Source organism: Chromatocurvus halotolerans (genome assembly GCF_004340525.1).
GTDB lineage: Bacteria > Pseudomonadota > Gammaproteobacteria > Pseudomonadales > Halieaceae > Chromatocurvus > Chromatocurvus halotolerans.
In genome coordinates this window covers 136,258-152,199 of sequence record NZ_SLWX01000006.1, presented here as the reverse complement: position 1 = coordinate 152,199, position 15,942 = coordinate 136,258, and the positions used below count along the sequence as shown (strand labels likewise).

The 15,942-nt window shown below is 62.7% G+C and carries 14 protein-coding genes; all 14 read left to right on the top strand.

The features are described from left to right. Window positions 1-32 precede the first annotated feature (32 nt). The 14 genes from frr to EV688_RS08990 all read left to right on the top strand — a co-directional run bounded on the left by frr (window position 33) and on the right by EV688_RS08990 (window position 15,870). Complete coding sequence (gene frr, locus EV688_RS09055) at window positions 33-590, top strand: ribosome recycling factor (protein WP_117315913.1); 558 nt, start codon at window positions 33-35, stop codon at window positions 588-590. A gap of 11 nt (window positions 591-601) precedes the next feature. Next, the gene (gene uppS / locus EV688_RS09050; RefSeq protein ID WP_117315915.1) at window positions 602-1,363 is read left to right on the top strand and encodes a polyprenyl diphosphate synthase; all 762 of its coding nucleotides are present in this window, start codon (window positions 602-604) and stop codon (window positions 1,361-1,363) included. Beyond that, entirely contained in the window at window positions 1,356-2,192 is an 837-nt protein-coding gene (locus tag EV688_RS09045; RefSeq protein ID WP_117316129.1) for a phosphatidate cytidylyltransferase, read from the top strand. The genes uppS and EV688_RS09045 overlap by 8 nt, the downstream gene beginning before the upstream one ends. A 1-nt stretch (window position 2,193) precedes the next feature. Next, window positions 2,194-3,423 carry a 1-deoxy-D-xylulose-5-phosphate reductoisomerase gene (gene ispC, locus EV688_RS09040; RefSeq protein WP_117315917.1) on the top strand — a complete coding sequence of 410 codons (1,230 nt, stop codon included), beginning with the start codon at window positions 2,194-2,196 and terminating at the stop codon, window positions 3,421-3,423. Further along, window positions 3,423-4,778 (top strand): RIP metalloprotease RseP, encoded by a 1,356-nt coding sequence (gene rseP, locus EV688_RS09035; protein WP_117315919.1) that lies wholly within the window; start codon window positions 3,423-3,425, stop codon window positions 4,776-4,778. The genes ispC and rseP overlap by 1 nt, the downstream gene beginning before the upstream one ends. A gap of 72 nt (window positions 4,779-4,850) precedes the next feature. Next, a complete protein-coding gene (gene bamA, locus EV688_RS09030) occupies window positions 4,851-7,445 on the top strand; it encodes an outer membrane protein assembly factor BamA (protein ID WP_240624278.1) in 2,595 nt (864 codons plus the stop codon). 28 nt (window positions 7,446-7,473) lie between these two features. After that, a complete protein-coding gene (locus tag EV688_RS09025; RefSeq protein WP_205686544.1) occupies window positions 7,474-7,992 on the top strand; it encodes an OmpH/Skp family outer membrane protein in 519 nt (172 codons plus the stop codon). A 5-nt stretch (window positions 7,993-7,997) separates the two neighbouring features. Then, entirely contained in the window at window positions 7,998-9,026 is a 1,029-nt protein-coding gene (gene lpxD, locus EV688_RS09020; protein WP_117315923.1) for a UDP-3-O-(3-hydroxymyristoyl)glucosamine N-acyltransferase, read from the top strand. A gap of 5 nt (window positions 9,027-9,031) precedes the next feature. After that, complete coding sequence (gene fabZ / locus EV688_RS09015; protein ID WP_117315925.1) at window positions 9,032-9,469, top strand: 3-hydroxyacyl-ACP dehydratase FabZ; 438 nt, start codon at window positions 9,032-9,034, stop codon at window positions 9,467-9,469. Further along, window positions 9,466-10,236, top strand: coding sequence for an acyl-ACP--UDP-N-acetylglucosamine O-acyltransferase (lpxA, locus tag EV688_RS09010; RefSeq protein WP_117315927.1), 771 nt, complete (start codon window positions 9,466-9,468; stop codon window positions 10,234-10,236). Before fabZ ends, lpxA begins: the two co-directional genes overlap by 4 nt. A 46-nt stretch (window positions 10,237-10,282) precedes the next feature. Further along, window positions 10,283-11,437 (top strand): lipid-A-disaccharide synthase, encoded by a 1,155-nt coding sequence (lpxB, locus tag EV688_RS09005; RefSeq protein ID WP_117315929.1) that lies wholly within the window; start codon window positions 10,283-10,285, stop codon window positions 11,435-11,437. After that, entirely contained in the window at window positions 11,430-12,068 is a 639-nt protein-coding gene (gene rnhB, locus EV688_RS09000; RefSeq protein ID WP_240624271.1) for a ribonuclease HII, read from the top strand. The genes lpxB and rnhB overlap by 8 nt, the downstream gene beginning before the upstream one ends. Before the next feature lie 9 nt (window positions 12,069-12,077). Then, on the top strand, window positions 12,078-15,554 hold the full coding sequence (gene dnaE / locus EV688_RS08995) for a DNA polymerase III subunit alpha (RefSeq protein ID WP_117315931.1): 3,477 nt from the start codon (window positions 12,078-12,080) through the stop codon (window positions 15,552-15,554). A gap of 13 nt (window positions 15,555-15,567) precedes the next feature. Beyond that, window positions 15,568-15,870, top strand: a complete 303-nt coding sequence (locus EV688_RS08990) for a DUF1244 domain-containing protein (protein ID WP_117315933.1) — start codon at window positions 15,568-15,570, stop codon at window positions 15,868-15,870. The last annotated feature ends 72 nt before the right edge of the window (window positions 15,871-15,942 follow it).

The following is a 15,942-nucleotide window of genomic DNA, read 5'->3' as shown; positions in this document are numbered from 1 at the left end:
CAGGCGCGAACAGTCCAGAGGGAGCAGCAAGCGTGATCAAGGATATCAAGAGCGATGCCGACGAGAGGATGAAGAAAAGCCTCGAGGCACTGGGGCACAATTTCAACAAGATCCGGACCGGACGGGCACACCCGAGCCTGCTGGACGGTATCAAGGTGTCCTATTACGGCGCCGAGACGCCGCTCAGCCAGGTCGCCAATGTCAATGTCGAGGATGCCAGGACCCTGTCGCTGACGGTATGGGACCGGTCGATGATTCCGGATGTCGAGCGCGCCATCATGAAGTCCGATCTCGGGCTGAATCCGGCAACGGCAGGTGAAGTCGTCCGTATTCCCATGCCCATGCTCACCCAGGAGACCCGCAAAGGCTATATCAAGCAGGCGCGGTCAGAAGCCGAGGCGGCGCGGGTGTCAATCCGCAACGCAAGGCGCGACGCGATGAACCTGCTCAAGGAGTTGCTCAAGGAAAAGGATATCAGCGAGGATGACGAGCGCCGTGGTCAGGATGCCGTGCAGAAACTCACCGACACCTATATCGGCAAGGTGGATGCGCTTCTGGCTGAGAAAGAATCAGACCTCATGGAAATCTGAACCGGCGGCTTATGTCCGGTAAACCCAAATCCGCTCCGGCGATTCCCCGGCATGTTGCCATCATCATGGACGGCAACAACCGCTGGGCGAAGCGCCAGGGTCTGCCTGGTTCTGCGGGGCATCGCGCCGGTGTAGAGGCGGTACGCAATGTCATGCGCGCGTGTCGCGATCAGGGCGTGGAAATACTCACCCTGTTTGCGTTCTCCAGTGAAAACTGGGGGCGACCCAGACCGGAGGTCCGGGCGCTGCTGGCGCTGCTGTCGCGCTATCTCCGTACGGAAGTCAAGCAGCTGCAGCGAGACGAGGTACGACTCCGGTTCGTTGGTGAGCGCTATCGCTTCAGTGAGCGCCTGCAGCGACTCATGGAGCACGCAGAACGCAGCACCCAGCACAATACGGCGGCAACGGTGGTTATCGCAGTCGACTACGGTGGGCAATGGGATATGGCAGACACCGCGCGGCGCATGGCGCAGGATGTCGTTGCCGGTCGACTGGCGCCCGGTGACATTACGGTCGAGTCCTTCGGTCGCGCGACCAGTCTCGGGGATCTCCCGCCTCCCGACCTGTGTATCCGCACGGGCGGGGATGCGCGCATCAGCAATTTCCTGCTTTGGCACGTCGCCTATAGTGAACTGTATTTCACGCCGACACTCTGGCCCGACTTTGGCGAGCTGGAGTTTGCGCGGGCGCTGTCCGATTACGCGCGTCGTGAACGTCGCTTCGGCAGACGTCAACCTGATGGACTGGTCGCCGGCGGTGACCTTGATGCTTAGGCAGCGTGTCTTCACGGCAATCGCCATGGCCATGGCCTTCCTGGGCGGCGTGCTGTTTCTGTCCATACCGACGCTGGCCCTGACTTTCGTTGTCGTGGTTGCCCTCGGCGCCTGGGAGTGGGCGCCGCTAGCAGGGCTGCAGCACGCGCTGGCGCGAACCGCCTATGTCGCGCTGGTCGTGCTGGGCTGCGGGGCGCTCTATCTCAATCTGTCGCTGGGTGACAGCCCGCGCCGGGCAGAGGTGCAGCCATTGCTTGGTGTCGCCTGTCTCTGGTGGTGCTTCGCACTGCTCTGGGTGCGCTCGTTTCCCGGCAGTGCGGTGCTCTGGAGCAGCCGCCTGATGCGGGTTGTCATGGGGCTGATGGTGCTGCTGCCCGCCTGGATGGCTGCGGTTTATCTGCTGAGTTTCCAGCGCGGTGGCGTGCTGATGGCAACGCTGGTGCTGCTGGTTGCAACCGCGGATATTGGCGCGTACTTTGCCGGCAAACGCTTTGGTCGTCACAAACTGGCGCCGGCTGTCAGCCCGGCCAAGACCTGGGAAGGTTTCTGGGGTGGCATGATCTGTGTGGTGCTGGTCACGCTTGCCATCTGGTCCATCCTGCCGACACAGTTTGATCATATCGGCGTGGGGGCCGCCATCGCGGTGGGTCTGGCGACGGCGCTGACCTCGGTGCTGGGCGACCTCACGGTGAGCATGGTGAAGCGGGAGAGTGGCGTGAAAGACAGCAGCTCCCTGCTGCCGGGGCATGGCGGTCTTCTGGACAGGCTTGACAGTCTCTGTGGCGCCGCTCCGACCTTTGCGCTGGCGTTGTTGCTGGCAGGATATTGAGATGTCTTCGAAACGACAGCAGATCACGATACTCGGTTCCACCGGCTCCATAGGCGTCAGCACGCTGGATGTGATCGCGAGACATCCGGACAGGTTCAGCGCCTATGCCCTGACTGCCAGCACGTCCGTTGACGCGCTATACGAACAGTGCTGTCGTTTCCAGCCACGCTTTGCCGTCATGGCGGACGCCGATGCGGCCGCGGCGCTGGAACGCCGTCTGCGGGACGCTGGCGTCACCCGCGTACTGCATGGCGATGCCGGGCTGCGACAGGTCGCCGAGGCTGCCGAAGTGGATGCCGTGATGGCGGCGATCGTCGGTGCCGCGGGGCTGCCGCCAACGCTGGCGGCGGCGCAGGCGGGCAAGCGCGTCCTGCTGGCCAACAAGGAGGCCCTGGTGATGGCCGGCGCCCTGTTCATGTCAGCGGTGCGCGAAGCCAATGCGCTGCTGATGCCGATCGACAGCGAACACAACGCCATCTTTCAATGTCTGCCGGTTGCGGCCGATGGGCGGCCCGGCCTGCAGGGCGTCGAACGCATTCTGCTTACCGCCTCCGGCGGCCCGTTCCGCAGCTGGTCCGAGTCGGCGATAAGTGACGCCAGTCCAGACCAGGCCTGCGCCCATCCGAACTGGGCAATGGGCCGCAAGATCTCTGTGGATTCTGCCAGCCTGATGAACAAGGGGCTGGAGCTCGCCGAGGCCTGCTGGCTGTTTGACGTGACGCCGGAGCAGGTGGATATCGTGGTTCATCCGCAGAGCATCATTCATTCCATGGTCCAGTATCAGGATGGATCGGTGCTGGCACAGCTTGGCAATCCGGATATGCGCACGCCCATTGCCTTCGGCCTCGCCTGGCCTGAGCGCATCATGGCCGGAGTGTCGCCGCTGGACATGATTGCCACGGCAAGGCTCGATTTCGAGGCGCCGGACGAGGGGCGGTTTCCCTGTCTGCGTATTGCCCGCGAAGCGATTGCCGCGGGGGGCACCGCCATGGTCTCCTGCAATGCGGCAAACGAGATAGCTGTCGCCGGTTTCCTGGAGGGACAGCTTGGCTTTACCGAGATTCCCCGCCTGATCGAGGCGACGCTCGAGCAGGTGCCGCAGGTGGAACCTACCACGCTGTCCATTGTCGAAAACGCCGACGCACTGGCTCGCGACACGGCCCGGGCATTGCTCGCCAATCCGGGCACCCGCCGCACCGTGGCGCGGGCGCCCCTGTCACAGGATCGCTGATGGACCTGCTCTATACCATTTTTGTCATGCTCGGCACGCTGGGAATACTCGTGGCCATACACGAGTATGGCCACTTCTGGGTTGCCCGCCGCTGCGGTGTCAAGGTCCTGCGCTTCTCTATCGGATTCGGTCGAGCGCTCACCCGATGGCATGACCGTCACGGTACGGAGTACGTGATCGCGGCAATACCGCTAGGCGGTTATGTCAAGATGCTGGATGAGCGCGAGGGCGAGGTATCGCCGCAGGAGCAGCATCTGGCGTTCAACCGCAAGCCTGTGCTGGCGCGGATTGCCATCGTCGCGGCGGGTCCCCTGGCCAATTTCCTGCTTGCCATTGCGGTGTACTGGGGCCTGTTCATGGCCGGCGAGAGCGGCTATGCCCCTGTGGTGGGGCAGGTGGAAAATGCCTCCATTGCCGACCTGGCAGGGCTTGAGCCGGGCCAGGAGATCGTGGCGGTGGACGGGCGCGAGACGCCCACCCGGCAGGCACTGAGTTTCCGCCTGCTCGATCGTCTCGGCGATTCCGGGCCCATTTCATTTACCGTCAGGTATCCCGGGTCCGACATGCTGTATGACTCGCAGGCGATGCTCGATAACTGGCTGGCCGGCGCCGACGAACCGGATCTCTATCGGGCGCTGGGTCTGCGTCTTTACGTGCCGGAGGTTCCGCCGAAGGTCAGCGAAATTGTTGACGGCGGCGCCGCCGCGCGGGCTGGACTGAGCCCCGGCGACCTTGTGGTCAGCGCGGATGGCAACCCCATGCCAGACTGGGAAAGCTGGGTGGATTACGTGCGCCAGCGCCCTGGCGAGTCCATTAGGGTGGGTTATGAGCGTGATGGCGTACGCCAGTCGACAACCCTGGTTCCCGAGCGCATCACCGATGACAGCGGTGAGGCTTTCGGGCGGGTCGGTATGGCGGTGGTGCTGCCCGAGATGCCCGAGAGCATGCTGCGAACCTTCGAGCGGGGGCCGCTCGAGTCACTGGCGGCGGGCGTCAACCGCACCGGTGAGATGATCGGCTTCACGCTGACCTCCATCAAGAAGATGCTGCAGGGGCTTATCTCGCCAAAAAACTTGAGCGGTCCCATCACCATTGCTAAAGTGGCGTCCGCTTCGGCCCAGTCCGGTCTTGAGTCCTACGTGGGTTTTCTTGCATTGCTCAGCGTCAGCCTCGGGGTGCTGAATCTATTGCCCATTCCGGTGCTGGACGGCGGCCACCTGCTGTATTACACGGTGGAGCTGATCGCCGGACGTCCTGTTCCGGAGCGTGTGCAGATGGTGGGCTACCAGGTGGGGCTTTTCCTGGTGCTGAGTCTCATGGCGTTCGCGTTATACAACGATTTCTCACGGCTCTAGGGGGATAACACTGGCAACTGCGGCAGCGCCACGCTGACCGCAGTAAAGCCGGTCACTGATATTTTGACGACAATTACATTGAAATGCCGTGCCTGCCTGCTGGTACTGCTGCTGCTGTCGCCGCTGGTGTCGGCGCAGAGCTTTATCGTGTCGGACATACGTGTCGAAGGCCTGCAGCGGATTTCTGCCGGCAGCGTGTTTTCCGCAATGCCGATCGCCGTGGGTGATGTCGCGGATGACTACAGCATCCGGGAAACCGCGCGGCAGCTGTTCTACACCGGCAACTTCGATGACATTCGCATTGGACGTGACGGTGACGTGCTGGTGATCGTCGTGGTCGAGCGACCCAGTATCAGCGCCATTAACATAGACGGTAACAAGGCCATTGAAACCGAAGCGCTGCTGGAGGGCCTCAAGGGGGCGGGTCTGGCGGTCGGTCAGGTGTTCCAGCGCTCAACCCTGGAAGGCATGCAGCTCGAACTGCAGCGTCAGTATGTCCAGCAAGGCCGCTATGATGCCAATATCGACACCGAGGTCCTGCCGGAGCCGCGTAACCGGGTGTCTGTCAATATCGACGTCGATGAGGGCACTGTTGCCTCCATCAAGCACATCAACATCGTCGGCAACGATGTGTTCGAGGATGAGGAGCTGCTCGACACCTTTGAGCTCAAGACAACCAACCTGCTGTCGTTTTTTCGCAACGACGACAAGTACGCCCGGGAAAAGCTGTCAGGCGATCTCGAGACATTGACGTCCTACTACATGGACCGCGGCTACCTGCAATTTTCCATCGATTCCACCCAGGTCTCCGTATCGCCGGCGAAGGACGAGGTGTTCATCACCGCCAACGTCACCGAGGGCAACAAGTTCACCGTGGGGTCAGTCGGCCTTTCCGGTGACCTTGTGCTGCCCGAGCAGGATCTGATGCGCTTTGTCTTTGTCGGGGAAGGGCAGACCTTCTCCCAGCAACTGGTGACGTCCTCCGAGGAGTACATCACGCGGCGTCTGGGCAACGAGGGCTACAATTTTGCCAAGGTGACCGGTATACCCGAAGTCAATGAGGACGAGGACACGGTCGACCTGAAGTTTTTTGTCGATCCCGGCAAGCGTACCTATGTCCGACGTATCAGCTTCACCGGCAACAGGCGCACCGAGGATGCCGTCATGCGTCGGGAGATGCGACAGATGGAGAGTGCTCCAGCGTCTGCCTCGGCCATCGAGCAATCCCGGATCCGGCTGCAGCGCCTGGGGTATTTCAGCGAGGCAAAAGTCGAGACCACGGAAGTGCCCGGTCACGACGACCTGATTGATGTCGAGTTCGAAGTGGAGGAGATGTCTTCCGGTAGCATTGGCGCCAGCCTCGGTTTCGCCCAGGCGGCGGGCCTCATCGTCGGCGTGAATCTGCAGCAGAACAACTTCCTGGGCTCAGGCAAGCAGGTCGGCATCGGTCTGAATTCCTCGCGCTTCCAGGACGTCTACAACTTCAGCTACACCAACCCCTACTACACCGAAGATGGGGTCAGTCGTGGCTTCAATGTCTTTTTCCGCTCTACCGACCTCGCCGAGGTCAACGTGGCCAGCTACACCACCGATACCGTTGGCGGTTCGCTCAATTTCGGCTATCCATTGTCCGAGACCCAGCGGCTGGGATTCCAGTTCGGGCTCTCCAACACCAAGATCACCGCTGGCCGCTTTGCCGTGCAGGAAATCCGCGCAAGCCCACGCCTGCTTGAAGGTGTCGATACCTTCTATGAAAGTACCCGGCTCGACAGCGGTCTTTACGCCGGTCCGGAGGTCATCCGTCCGATTTCCGAATTGCCGGAGGGGGCGCTGACGATACCCTCGGAGCCCGGCTTCCTTGATGAGAACGGCAGTGAGTTCCTGAACTGGACGATCACCTCGAGCTGGTCATCCTCGACGCTGAACCGTGGTCAGCTGGCGACACGGGGTTCAGCGCAGTCACTCTCGCTGGAAGTCTCCATGCCGGGTTCGGACCTTGAGTTCTACAAGGCCAACTATCGGGGGGAAATCTATTTCCCCATTACCAACCGCTGGGTCATGCACTTCCGGACACAGCTGGGCTTCGGCGATGGCTATGGCGATACCACAGAGCTGCCGTTCTACCAGCACTTTTTCGGCGGCGGCTTTGGCTCCGTGCGGGGCTATGAAATCAATACCCTGGGTCCGCGCAGCTCACCGCCATCCATCTATGACGTGACGCAGCCGGTGACGGCGGTGGGCGAGGACGGCAACCCACTGGAAGTGGGTGGGCCGGATGGGCGTCAGTTCGGCTATGTGCTGAACCCGGCCACGGGCCTGCTGGATTTCCAGACCATCCAGAACCGGCGTCGCCCGCCGCCATTCGGTGGCAATACCAAGATCGAGGCGTCCGCCGAGTTGCTGTTCCCGCTGCCGTTCATCAAGGACCAGAGACGTTTGCGAACGGCTTTCTTCCTCGATGCCGGTAATGTCTTTGACACGACATGTCGCCGCGATCAGCTGAACTGTTTTGATATCGACGCGTCGGAGTTGCGCTACTCGGCGGGTATTGGCGTGACCTGGATTTCCGGGTTCGGGCCGATGACGTTCGCCATTGCCAAGCCGCTAAACGCGTCGGATATCGACCGTGAAGAGGTGTTTCAGTTTACCCTCGGTCGCGGGTTCTGAGTTTAAAGCCAATCAAAAGGAGAATATTGTGCATAAATCATTGACGTTGTTAATTGCCGCAGTTGCGCTGTCGCTGCCCGCTATCGGCTGGGCCCAGGGCAAAATAGCCGTTGTTGACCTGCAGGAAGCGATTCTGCAGTCCGATGCGGCGCAGAAAGCCCTGGAGCAGGTGCGCTCCCAGCCCGACTACAGCGAAGACAAGCAGGAGTTCGATCGTATCCAGGACGAACTCGAATCGCTCGTTGCTGAATTCCAGAAAGACGCAGCTGTCATGAGCCAGGAGCAGCAGATGTCAGCGCGCAAGCGTCTCGCCAGCAAGCAGGCCGACCTTGAGCACGTGACCGGCAAACTGCAGCAGGCCGAGCAACAGGCCGGCCAGGCCATATTGCGCCAGATGTCCGGTGAGGTGCAGGAAATCCTTCGCGACCTCATTCAGTCAGAAGGGATTGGTCTGCTACTGCAGCGCCAGGCGGTCATCCACGCTGATCCCGGCTACAGCATCACGGCCAAGGTAACGGATCGCCTGAACCAGGCCACGTCCAACTGACATTCGTGCTCACGCTGGGCGAGGTTGCCGCGCGCCTGGATCTGGAGCTGGTGGGCGACCCTGCTGCGCCGATTGCCGGCCTGGCATCGCTGGCATCGGCGACGGATCAGGATCTGACGTTTATCACCTCCCGCCAGCGGCTCGCGGCACTCGGGTCGACCGCCGCGGCAGCCGTCATACTGAAGCCGGAATGGCGACGGGACTGCCCGGTCGCGTGCCTGCTCACGGCAGATCCCTACCTGGCCTACGCCAGGGCGTCGAGGTTGTTTGATCGTCAGTTAACCCCGGATTACCGGGTGCATCCCACGGCCATCATCGCCGCCGGCGTGCATCTGGGGGCGTCGGTTGCGATCGGTCCGGGTGTTGTCATCGAATCGGGGGTTGTCATTGCCGATGAGGTCGTGATCGACGCTGGCGTGTTCATTGGCGCCAACACCCGAATCGGCACCCGCACACACCTTTATCCCAATGTGGTGCTATACCACGGCGTCAGGATAGGCGATGACTGTCGCATTCATGCAGGGGCGGTTATCGGAGCTGACGGGTTCGGCTATGCGCCGGGTCCCGGTGGCTGGGAGAAGATTGCGCAGCTTGGCGGGGTGCAGCTGGGTCATCGCGTGGAGGTGGGGGCCTGTTCGACGATTGATCGCGGTGCGCTGGATGACACGGTAATCGATGACGGCGTGATTATCGACAACCAGGTGCAGATTGCGCACAACTGCCGGGTCGGCAAGAATACCGCGATCGCCGGTTGTGTGGGCATAGCCGGCAGCACCACCATCGGCGAGAATTGCACCCTCGCCGGCGCGGTGGGTGTCTCCGGGCATCTCGATATCTGTGACAATGTGCATCTTACGGGGCAGGCGAGGGTAACGCGTTCCATTCATGCGCCGGGAACGTATTCGTCTGGCACAACACTCGCTCCCACCCGGGAGTGGGCGCGTAACGCCGTTCGCTTTACTCAGCTTGATACACTCGAGCGTAGACTGGCGGCGCTGGAAAACGCTGTTTCGGCAACCACTGACAAGGAGTGAATAACATGATGGATATCGCCGGAATACGCGAGCATCTGCCCCACCGCTATCCCTTTCTACTGGTCGACCGCGTTCTGGAACTGGTCCCGGGAGAGTCCATCGTCGCGCTGAAGAACCTGAGCGTGAACGAGGAGTTCTTTCAGGGGCATTTCCCTGACAAGCCGGTTTTTCCCGGGGTACTGATGCTTGAGGCGATGGCCCAGGCGGCGGGAATCCTCGGTTTCAAATCGCAGGACAAGACCCCGGCAGACGGTTCCATTTACTACTTCGTCGGCGCGGACGACCTGCGCTTCAAGCGGCCCTGCGTTCCGGGTGACCAGGTCATCCTCCACGCGCGCATCCTGGGCGATCGGCGGGGTATCTGGAAGTTTGCCGTGCGTGCCGAGGTAGACGGTATTCTTTGCGCCTCCGCCACGATTCTGTGTGCCGATCGCAAGGGATGATTCACCCTTCGGCCATCATCGACCCCGAGGCATGCCTGGCGGAAGACGTCAGCGTTGGCCCCTGGAGCGTGATCGGTCCCCACGTCGAGATCGGCGCAGGCAGCGTTATCGAACCGCATGTCGTGATCCGCGGCCCGACGCGCATTGGTCGCGACAACCATATCTATCAGTTCTCCTCTGTCGGTGAGGCGACGCCGGATCTGAAGTATCGCAACGAACCCACGTGGCTGATCATGGGTGATCGCAACACGGTTCGCGAGGGGGTGACCATTCATCGCGGTACCATACAGGACCACGGCGAGACACGGATCGGCGATGACAACCTGTTCATGGCCTATGTGCATGTGGGTCACGACAGCGTGATTGGCAACCACACCATTCTGGTCAATAACGCGGCGCTCGCCGGCCATGTGCATGTGGGTGACTGGGCGGTGCTCAGTGGCCATACGCTGGTACATCAGTTCTGCAAGATCGGCGCGCACAGCTTCAGCGGCATGCAGACGGCTATCGGCAAGGACGTGCCCGCCTACATCACCGTCAGCGGTTCCCCCGCAGAGGCCAAGACCATCAATACGGAAGGGCTGCGCCGACGCGGCTTTTCGAGCGAAGCCATTAACGACCTTCGCCGGGCCTTCAAGATTCTGTATCGGCAGGGGCTGACGCTGGATATCGCGATTCAACGCCTTGAGGGCGTGTTTGCCGGTAGCGCCGAGGTTCAGGTCCTCATTGACTCCCTGCGCGCATCGGAGCGGGGTATCGTGCGCTAGTGGGCCACGCGGGGAAGCAGCACCGCACCTACCGCGAGGCCCGCTAGTGTCCAGCCCTCTCCTGCGCGTCGCCATGGTGGCCGGCGAGGCGTCGGGCGATATCCTGGGGGCCCGCAGTATCGCGGCGCTGCGCGATCGGTTCGGCGAGATCGAGGTCACGGGTATCGGCGGGCCGCTGATGCAGGCAGAGGGCATGCAGTCGCTGTTTCCCATGGAACGGCTGTCGGTGATGGGATTTGTGGACCCCCTGCTGCGATTGCCGGAGCTGCTGCGGATTCGACGTGACCTGTTTCATCACTTCTACCGACAGCCGCCGGACTTTTTCCTTGGCATTGATGCCCCGGACTTCAATCTGGGCCTCGCACGGCGTCTGCGGCGCGAGGGTATCGCTACGGCGCACCTTGTCAGTCCTTCGATCTGGGCCTGGCGTGCCGGCCGGATACACCGGATTTCCAAGGCCGTTGACCTTATGCTCTGCCTGTTCCCGTTCGAAGTGCCTCTTTATCAGCGGGCCGGCGTGGCGGCCCGCTGCGTGGGACACCCGCTGGCGCAGTCACTGACGCCGGCCGACGGCATGCGCCGCAGTGCACTGCGCCTGGAGCTGGGCATCCCTGAGGGAACGCCGGTTCTGGGATTGCTGCCCGGCAGTCGGGCATCGGAAGTCACCCACATCGGACCGGCCTTTGTGCAGGCCGCGCAGCGCCTTGGTCGGGATCTGCCGATGCTGAAGGTGCTTGTCGCCGCGTCTGATGCTGAGCGTCTGGCGCAGATCTCGGCCCTGCTGCCCGATGCAGAGACCTTGCCGGTCAGCCTTCTGGAAGGGCGCTCCCGCGACGTGATGTCGGTTGCCGATGCGCTGCTGGTCGCCTCCGGCACGGCTACGCTGGAAGCCGCGCTGCTTGACGCGCCCATGGTTGTGGGATACCGCATGCAGCCGCTGTCCTGGGCTCTCGTGTCGCGTCTCGTGCGCACGCCTTATGCCGCTCTGCCGAACATCCTGAGCGGCAGGGCGGTGGTGCCCGAGTGCATCCAGGGAGCCATGACCACCGATGCCCTAACCGCCGGGCTGCTGCCGCTGTTTGCGCCGGGTGGCGGGCAGGCGCAGCGGGCCGCCTTTGCGAAGATACGGGCCTCACTGGCGGTGGATTTTGGGTTGGCGTTTACTCAGGCGGTTCAGGAGCGTCTACTGCAGCGTGGATGATCTGCGGGCAGCAGGGTTCAGCGCCGATGCGATATCGGCCCGGTATCTCGCTGGCGTCGATGAGGTCGGCCGCGGGCCTCTTGCGGGTGATGTGGTGGCGGCGGCGGTGATTCTCGATCCAGGGAGGCCGATTCCCGGACTGGCGGATTCCAAGACCCTGAGCCAGCGACGCCGCGAACAGCTGGCCGATCAGATTCGCGAGCAGTCGCTGGGCTGGGCGCTGGGCCGTGCCAGCGTCGCGGAAATAGACACGATCAACATACTGCAGGCGAGTCTTCAGGCCATGCATCGGGCCGTCGCGGCGCTGGCGATTGTGCCCGACCTGGTTCTGGTGGACGGCAATCGTCTGCCGCAGTGGCCTTATCGCGCGCAAGCTGTTATCAAGGGCGACAGTCGCTGTGCAGCGATTGCCGCGGCGTCTATCCTGGCCAAGGTTCAGCGCGATGCCGAGCTGGTCGCGCTGGAGCAGCGTTTTCCCGGTTACGGGTTTGCACAGCACAAGGGTTACCCCACCGCGGCGCATCTTGAGGCCCTGGTCCGGCTCGGACCGACGGTGGTGCACCGGCGCAGCTTTGCGCCGGTGAGACGAATTATCGCGGCTGGCGAGACAGTGTCGGCGCGCAAGGAGTAGATTGCCCGCATGACCGAATTTGTTCATCTCCGCCTGCACACCGAATATTCACTGGTTGACGGACTGGTGCGCATCAAGCCACTCATGCGGCGCACCGCCGAGCTGGGCATGGGGGCCGTTGCGGTCACCGACCTGTGCAATTTCTATGGCCTGGTCAAGTTCAGCAAGGCGGCCTATGCTGCGGGCATCAAACCCATTTTCGGCGCCGAACTCGCGGTTGTCGACAGCCACGATGCGGAGGATGCCTTCCCTCTCGTCCTGCTGGTCGCGAGCGAGACGGGCTACCGCAACCTGACGCGTCTGATATCGGTCGCCTACACCGAAGGGCAGCACCTCGGCATGCCGCGGGTGATGCGGGAGTGGGTGAGCCAGCACAGTGAGGGACTGATTGCGCTGTCGGGGGGTGCCCGGGGCGATATCGGTCGCGCGCTGCTGGTGGGGCGTGGAGAACAGGCGTCGGAGCGTCTGCGCTACTGGATGCGCTGCTTTCCTGATCGCTTCTATCTGGAAGTGCAGCGGACTGGCCGCGAAGGGGATGAAGACCACCTGCACGCTGCCGTTGCGCTGGCTGCCGCAACGGCCTGTCCGGTCGTTGCTACCAACGATGTGCGCTTTCTGACAAGCGATGAGTTCGAGGCCCACGAGGCGCGGGTCTGTATCGGTGAGAGCCGCACGCTGGACGACCCGCGTCGGGCGCGGCGCTACTCGGCGCAGCAATACCTGCGCACGCCGCAGGAGATGGTCGAGCTGTTCGCCGACCTGCCCGAGGCCATTGAGAACTCCGTCTGCATTGCCATGCGCTGCAACTTTGCCCTCACGCTCGGTCAGCCCTGCCTGCCGGATTATCCGGTGCCGCGGGAGCTGGGCATGGAGGCCTATTTTCGACGCCTGTCCCACGAGGGGCTGGAAGCGCGGCTGGCAAAACTGGGGCGCGATACCGATCCCGATGCGGTGTCTGCGTACCGGCAGCGCCTGGATTTCGAGCTGGACACCATCATCCAGATGGGTTTTCCCGGCTACTTTCTGATCGTCATGGACTTTATCCGCTGGGCCAAGCAGAACGGCATTCCGGTGGGTCCGGGCCGCGGCTCCGGGGCGGGTTCACTGGTGGCGTATGCGCTCGAGATCACGGACCTCGACCCCCTGCAGTACGACCTGCTTTTTGAGCGCTTCCTGAATCCGGAGCGTGTCTCAATGCCCGACTTCGATGTCGACTTCTGCATGGAGCGACGCGACCGGGTGATCGATTACGTGGCAGACAAGTATGGTCGCGAGGCGGTTTCCCAGATTATCACTTTTGGCACCATGGCCGCCAAGGCCGTGGTTCGCGACGTGGCGCGGGTTCAGGGCAAGCCCTACGGACTCGCCGACCGACTGTCCAAGATGATTCCCTTCGAGGTGGGGATGACCCTCGGCAAGGCGCTGGAGCAGGAAGAGACGCTGCGGGAGTTTCTTGCCGAGGACCCGCAGGCGCAGGAAATCTGGGACATGGCGGAGCAGCTCGAGGGCCTGACCCGCAACGTCGGCAAGCATGCCGGTGGCGTGGTGATTGCCCCGGCGCGGATTACCGACTTCTCCCCCCTGTTCTGTGACGAGAGTGGCAGCGGGCTGGTCACGCAGTATGACAAGGGCGATGTCGAGGACGCCGGGCTGGTGAAGTTCGACTTTCTCGGCCTGCGCACGCTGACCATCATCGACTGGGCGGTGCGAATCATCAACGACGAGCGTGCCGGCCTGGGTGAAACGCCCCTGGATATCGAGCAGCTGCCGCTTGACGACAGCGCGACTTTCGATCTGCTCAAGCAGGCGGAAACCACCGCCGTGTTCCAGCTGGAATCCCGCGGCATGAAGGAGCTTATCGCGCGGCTCAAGCCTGACTCCTTCGAGGACATCATTGCGCTGGTCGCCCTGTTCCGTCCCGGCCCGCTGCAGTCGGGCATGGTGGATAACTTTATCAACCGAAAGCACGGGCGCGAGGCCATTGCCTACCCGGATCACAGTTATCAGCACGACTGCCTGAAGCCCATCCTCGAGCCCACCTACGGCATTATTCTGTACCAGGAGCAGGTCATGCAGATCGCCCAGGAGCTGGCGGGCTACAGCCTCGGCGAGGCCGACCTGCTGCGCCGCGCCATGGGCAAGAAGAAGCCCGAGGAAATGGCCAAGCAGCGCGAGGTCTTCGCCGAGGGCGCCGCGGGGCGCGGTATCGATGCCGATCTCGCCACGCGCATTTTCGACCTGGTGGAGAAGTTCGCCGGCTACGGTTTCAACAAGTCGCACTCGGCGGCCTACGCGCTGGTGTCCTACCAGACCGCCTGGCTGAAAACCCATTATCCCGCCGCATTCATGGCGGCGGTCATGAGTTCGGAAATGCAGAACACCGACAAGGTGGTGGTCCTGATCGAAGAGGCCCGGCGCATGGGGCTCACGGTCAAGCTGCCCGATGTCAACGAGGGCGAGTACCGCTTTACCGTGAATGCCCGGCACGAGATCGTCTATGGTCTGGGGGCGATCAAGGGCCTGGGTGAAGGGCCCATCGAGCTGTTGCTGGCCGCCCGCGCGGGCGACGGTCACTTCACCGACCTGTTCGATTTCTGCGCGCGCACTGACCCGCGCAAGGTGAACCGGCGCGCCATCGAGGCGCTGGTGCGTGCCGGAGCCTTCGATTCACTCGAGGTAGCGCGCTGGATTCTGATGGCCAGCATCGACGATGCGCTGCGCGCGGCCGAGCAGAACGCCGCCAACCGCGACGCCGGCATGCTCGACCTGTTCGGCGAATCGGTGGTCACGGCCGATGCCGCCGCCGGCGATCCCTACGCGGGGTTCCGGGACGTTCGTCCCTGGTCGGATCGCGAGCGCCTAAGCGGTGAAAAGGACACCCTGGGCCTGTATGTCACGGGGCACCCGATAGACGAATACGAAACGGAAGTTCGGCGCATGGCACCTGTCCGCATCGCCGATATGCGCGCGGATGCCAAGGGTACCCAGCGGCTGGCGGGACTCGTCATTTCCCTGCGAACGGTGAAGACCGCCCGGGGCACCATGGCGATTGCGGTGGTGGATGATCGCAGCGCGCGTATCGAGGTCACGGCGTTCGCTGAAACCTATAATGAGTGTCGGTCGGTACTGGTCAAGGACGCGATCGTCGTGGCCGAGGGGCGTATCGCCCAGGATGATTTCAACAACGGTGCGCTGGTGATGCGCGCCACGGGCATACGCAGCCTGGCCGAGGAACGGGAGCGGCTTGCCAGGGAGCTGACGCTGGAAGTGCACGACAGCGCGCTGGATGATGCCTTCGGTGACTTTCTGGCACAGGCCCTGGGCGCGACCCCGGGGGCGTGTCCGGTGAGGCTGCTGTACTGCAGCGGCGACATCCGTGCACCTCTCATCTTCGGCAAGGCCTGGCAGGTGAGGCCCACCGAGGACCTGCTCGAAACCTTGCGTGCGCGACTCGGCAACGCTAACGTCAGACTGGTGTTTTCATGACAGGAGATGACACATGACCCAGGACGACGCACAGCGCGAACGCGATATCGAGGCCGCGGTGTTCCGTCGGCTGCTGGACCACCTGGACAGCCGCAAGGATGTGCAGAATATCGAGCTGATGAATCTTGCCGGTTTCTGCCGTAACTGCCTGTCCAAGTGGTACCGCGCGGCGGCACAGGAGCAGGGCGTGACGCTGGAGGATGCCGAGGCCCGGGAGCGCATCTACGGCATGCCCTACGAGGAGTGGAAGGCGCGTTATCAGGCGCCGGCGACGGCGGAGCAGCGGGCGGCATTTGAGGGGTCGCGGGAGGTCTGATCGGGAGCGGGGATCTTCGCGCTGCATTTCAAAGTGAAAGAAGGGCATTCACTTTGAAATGCAGCGCGAAGA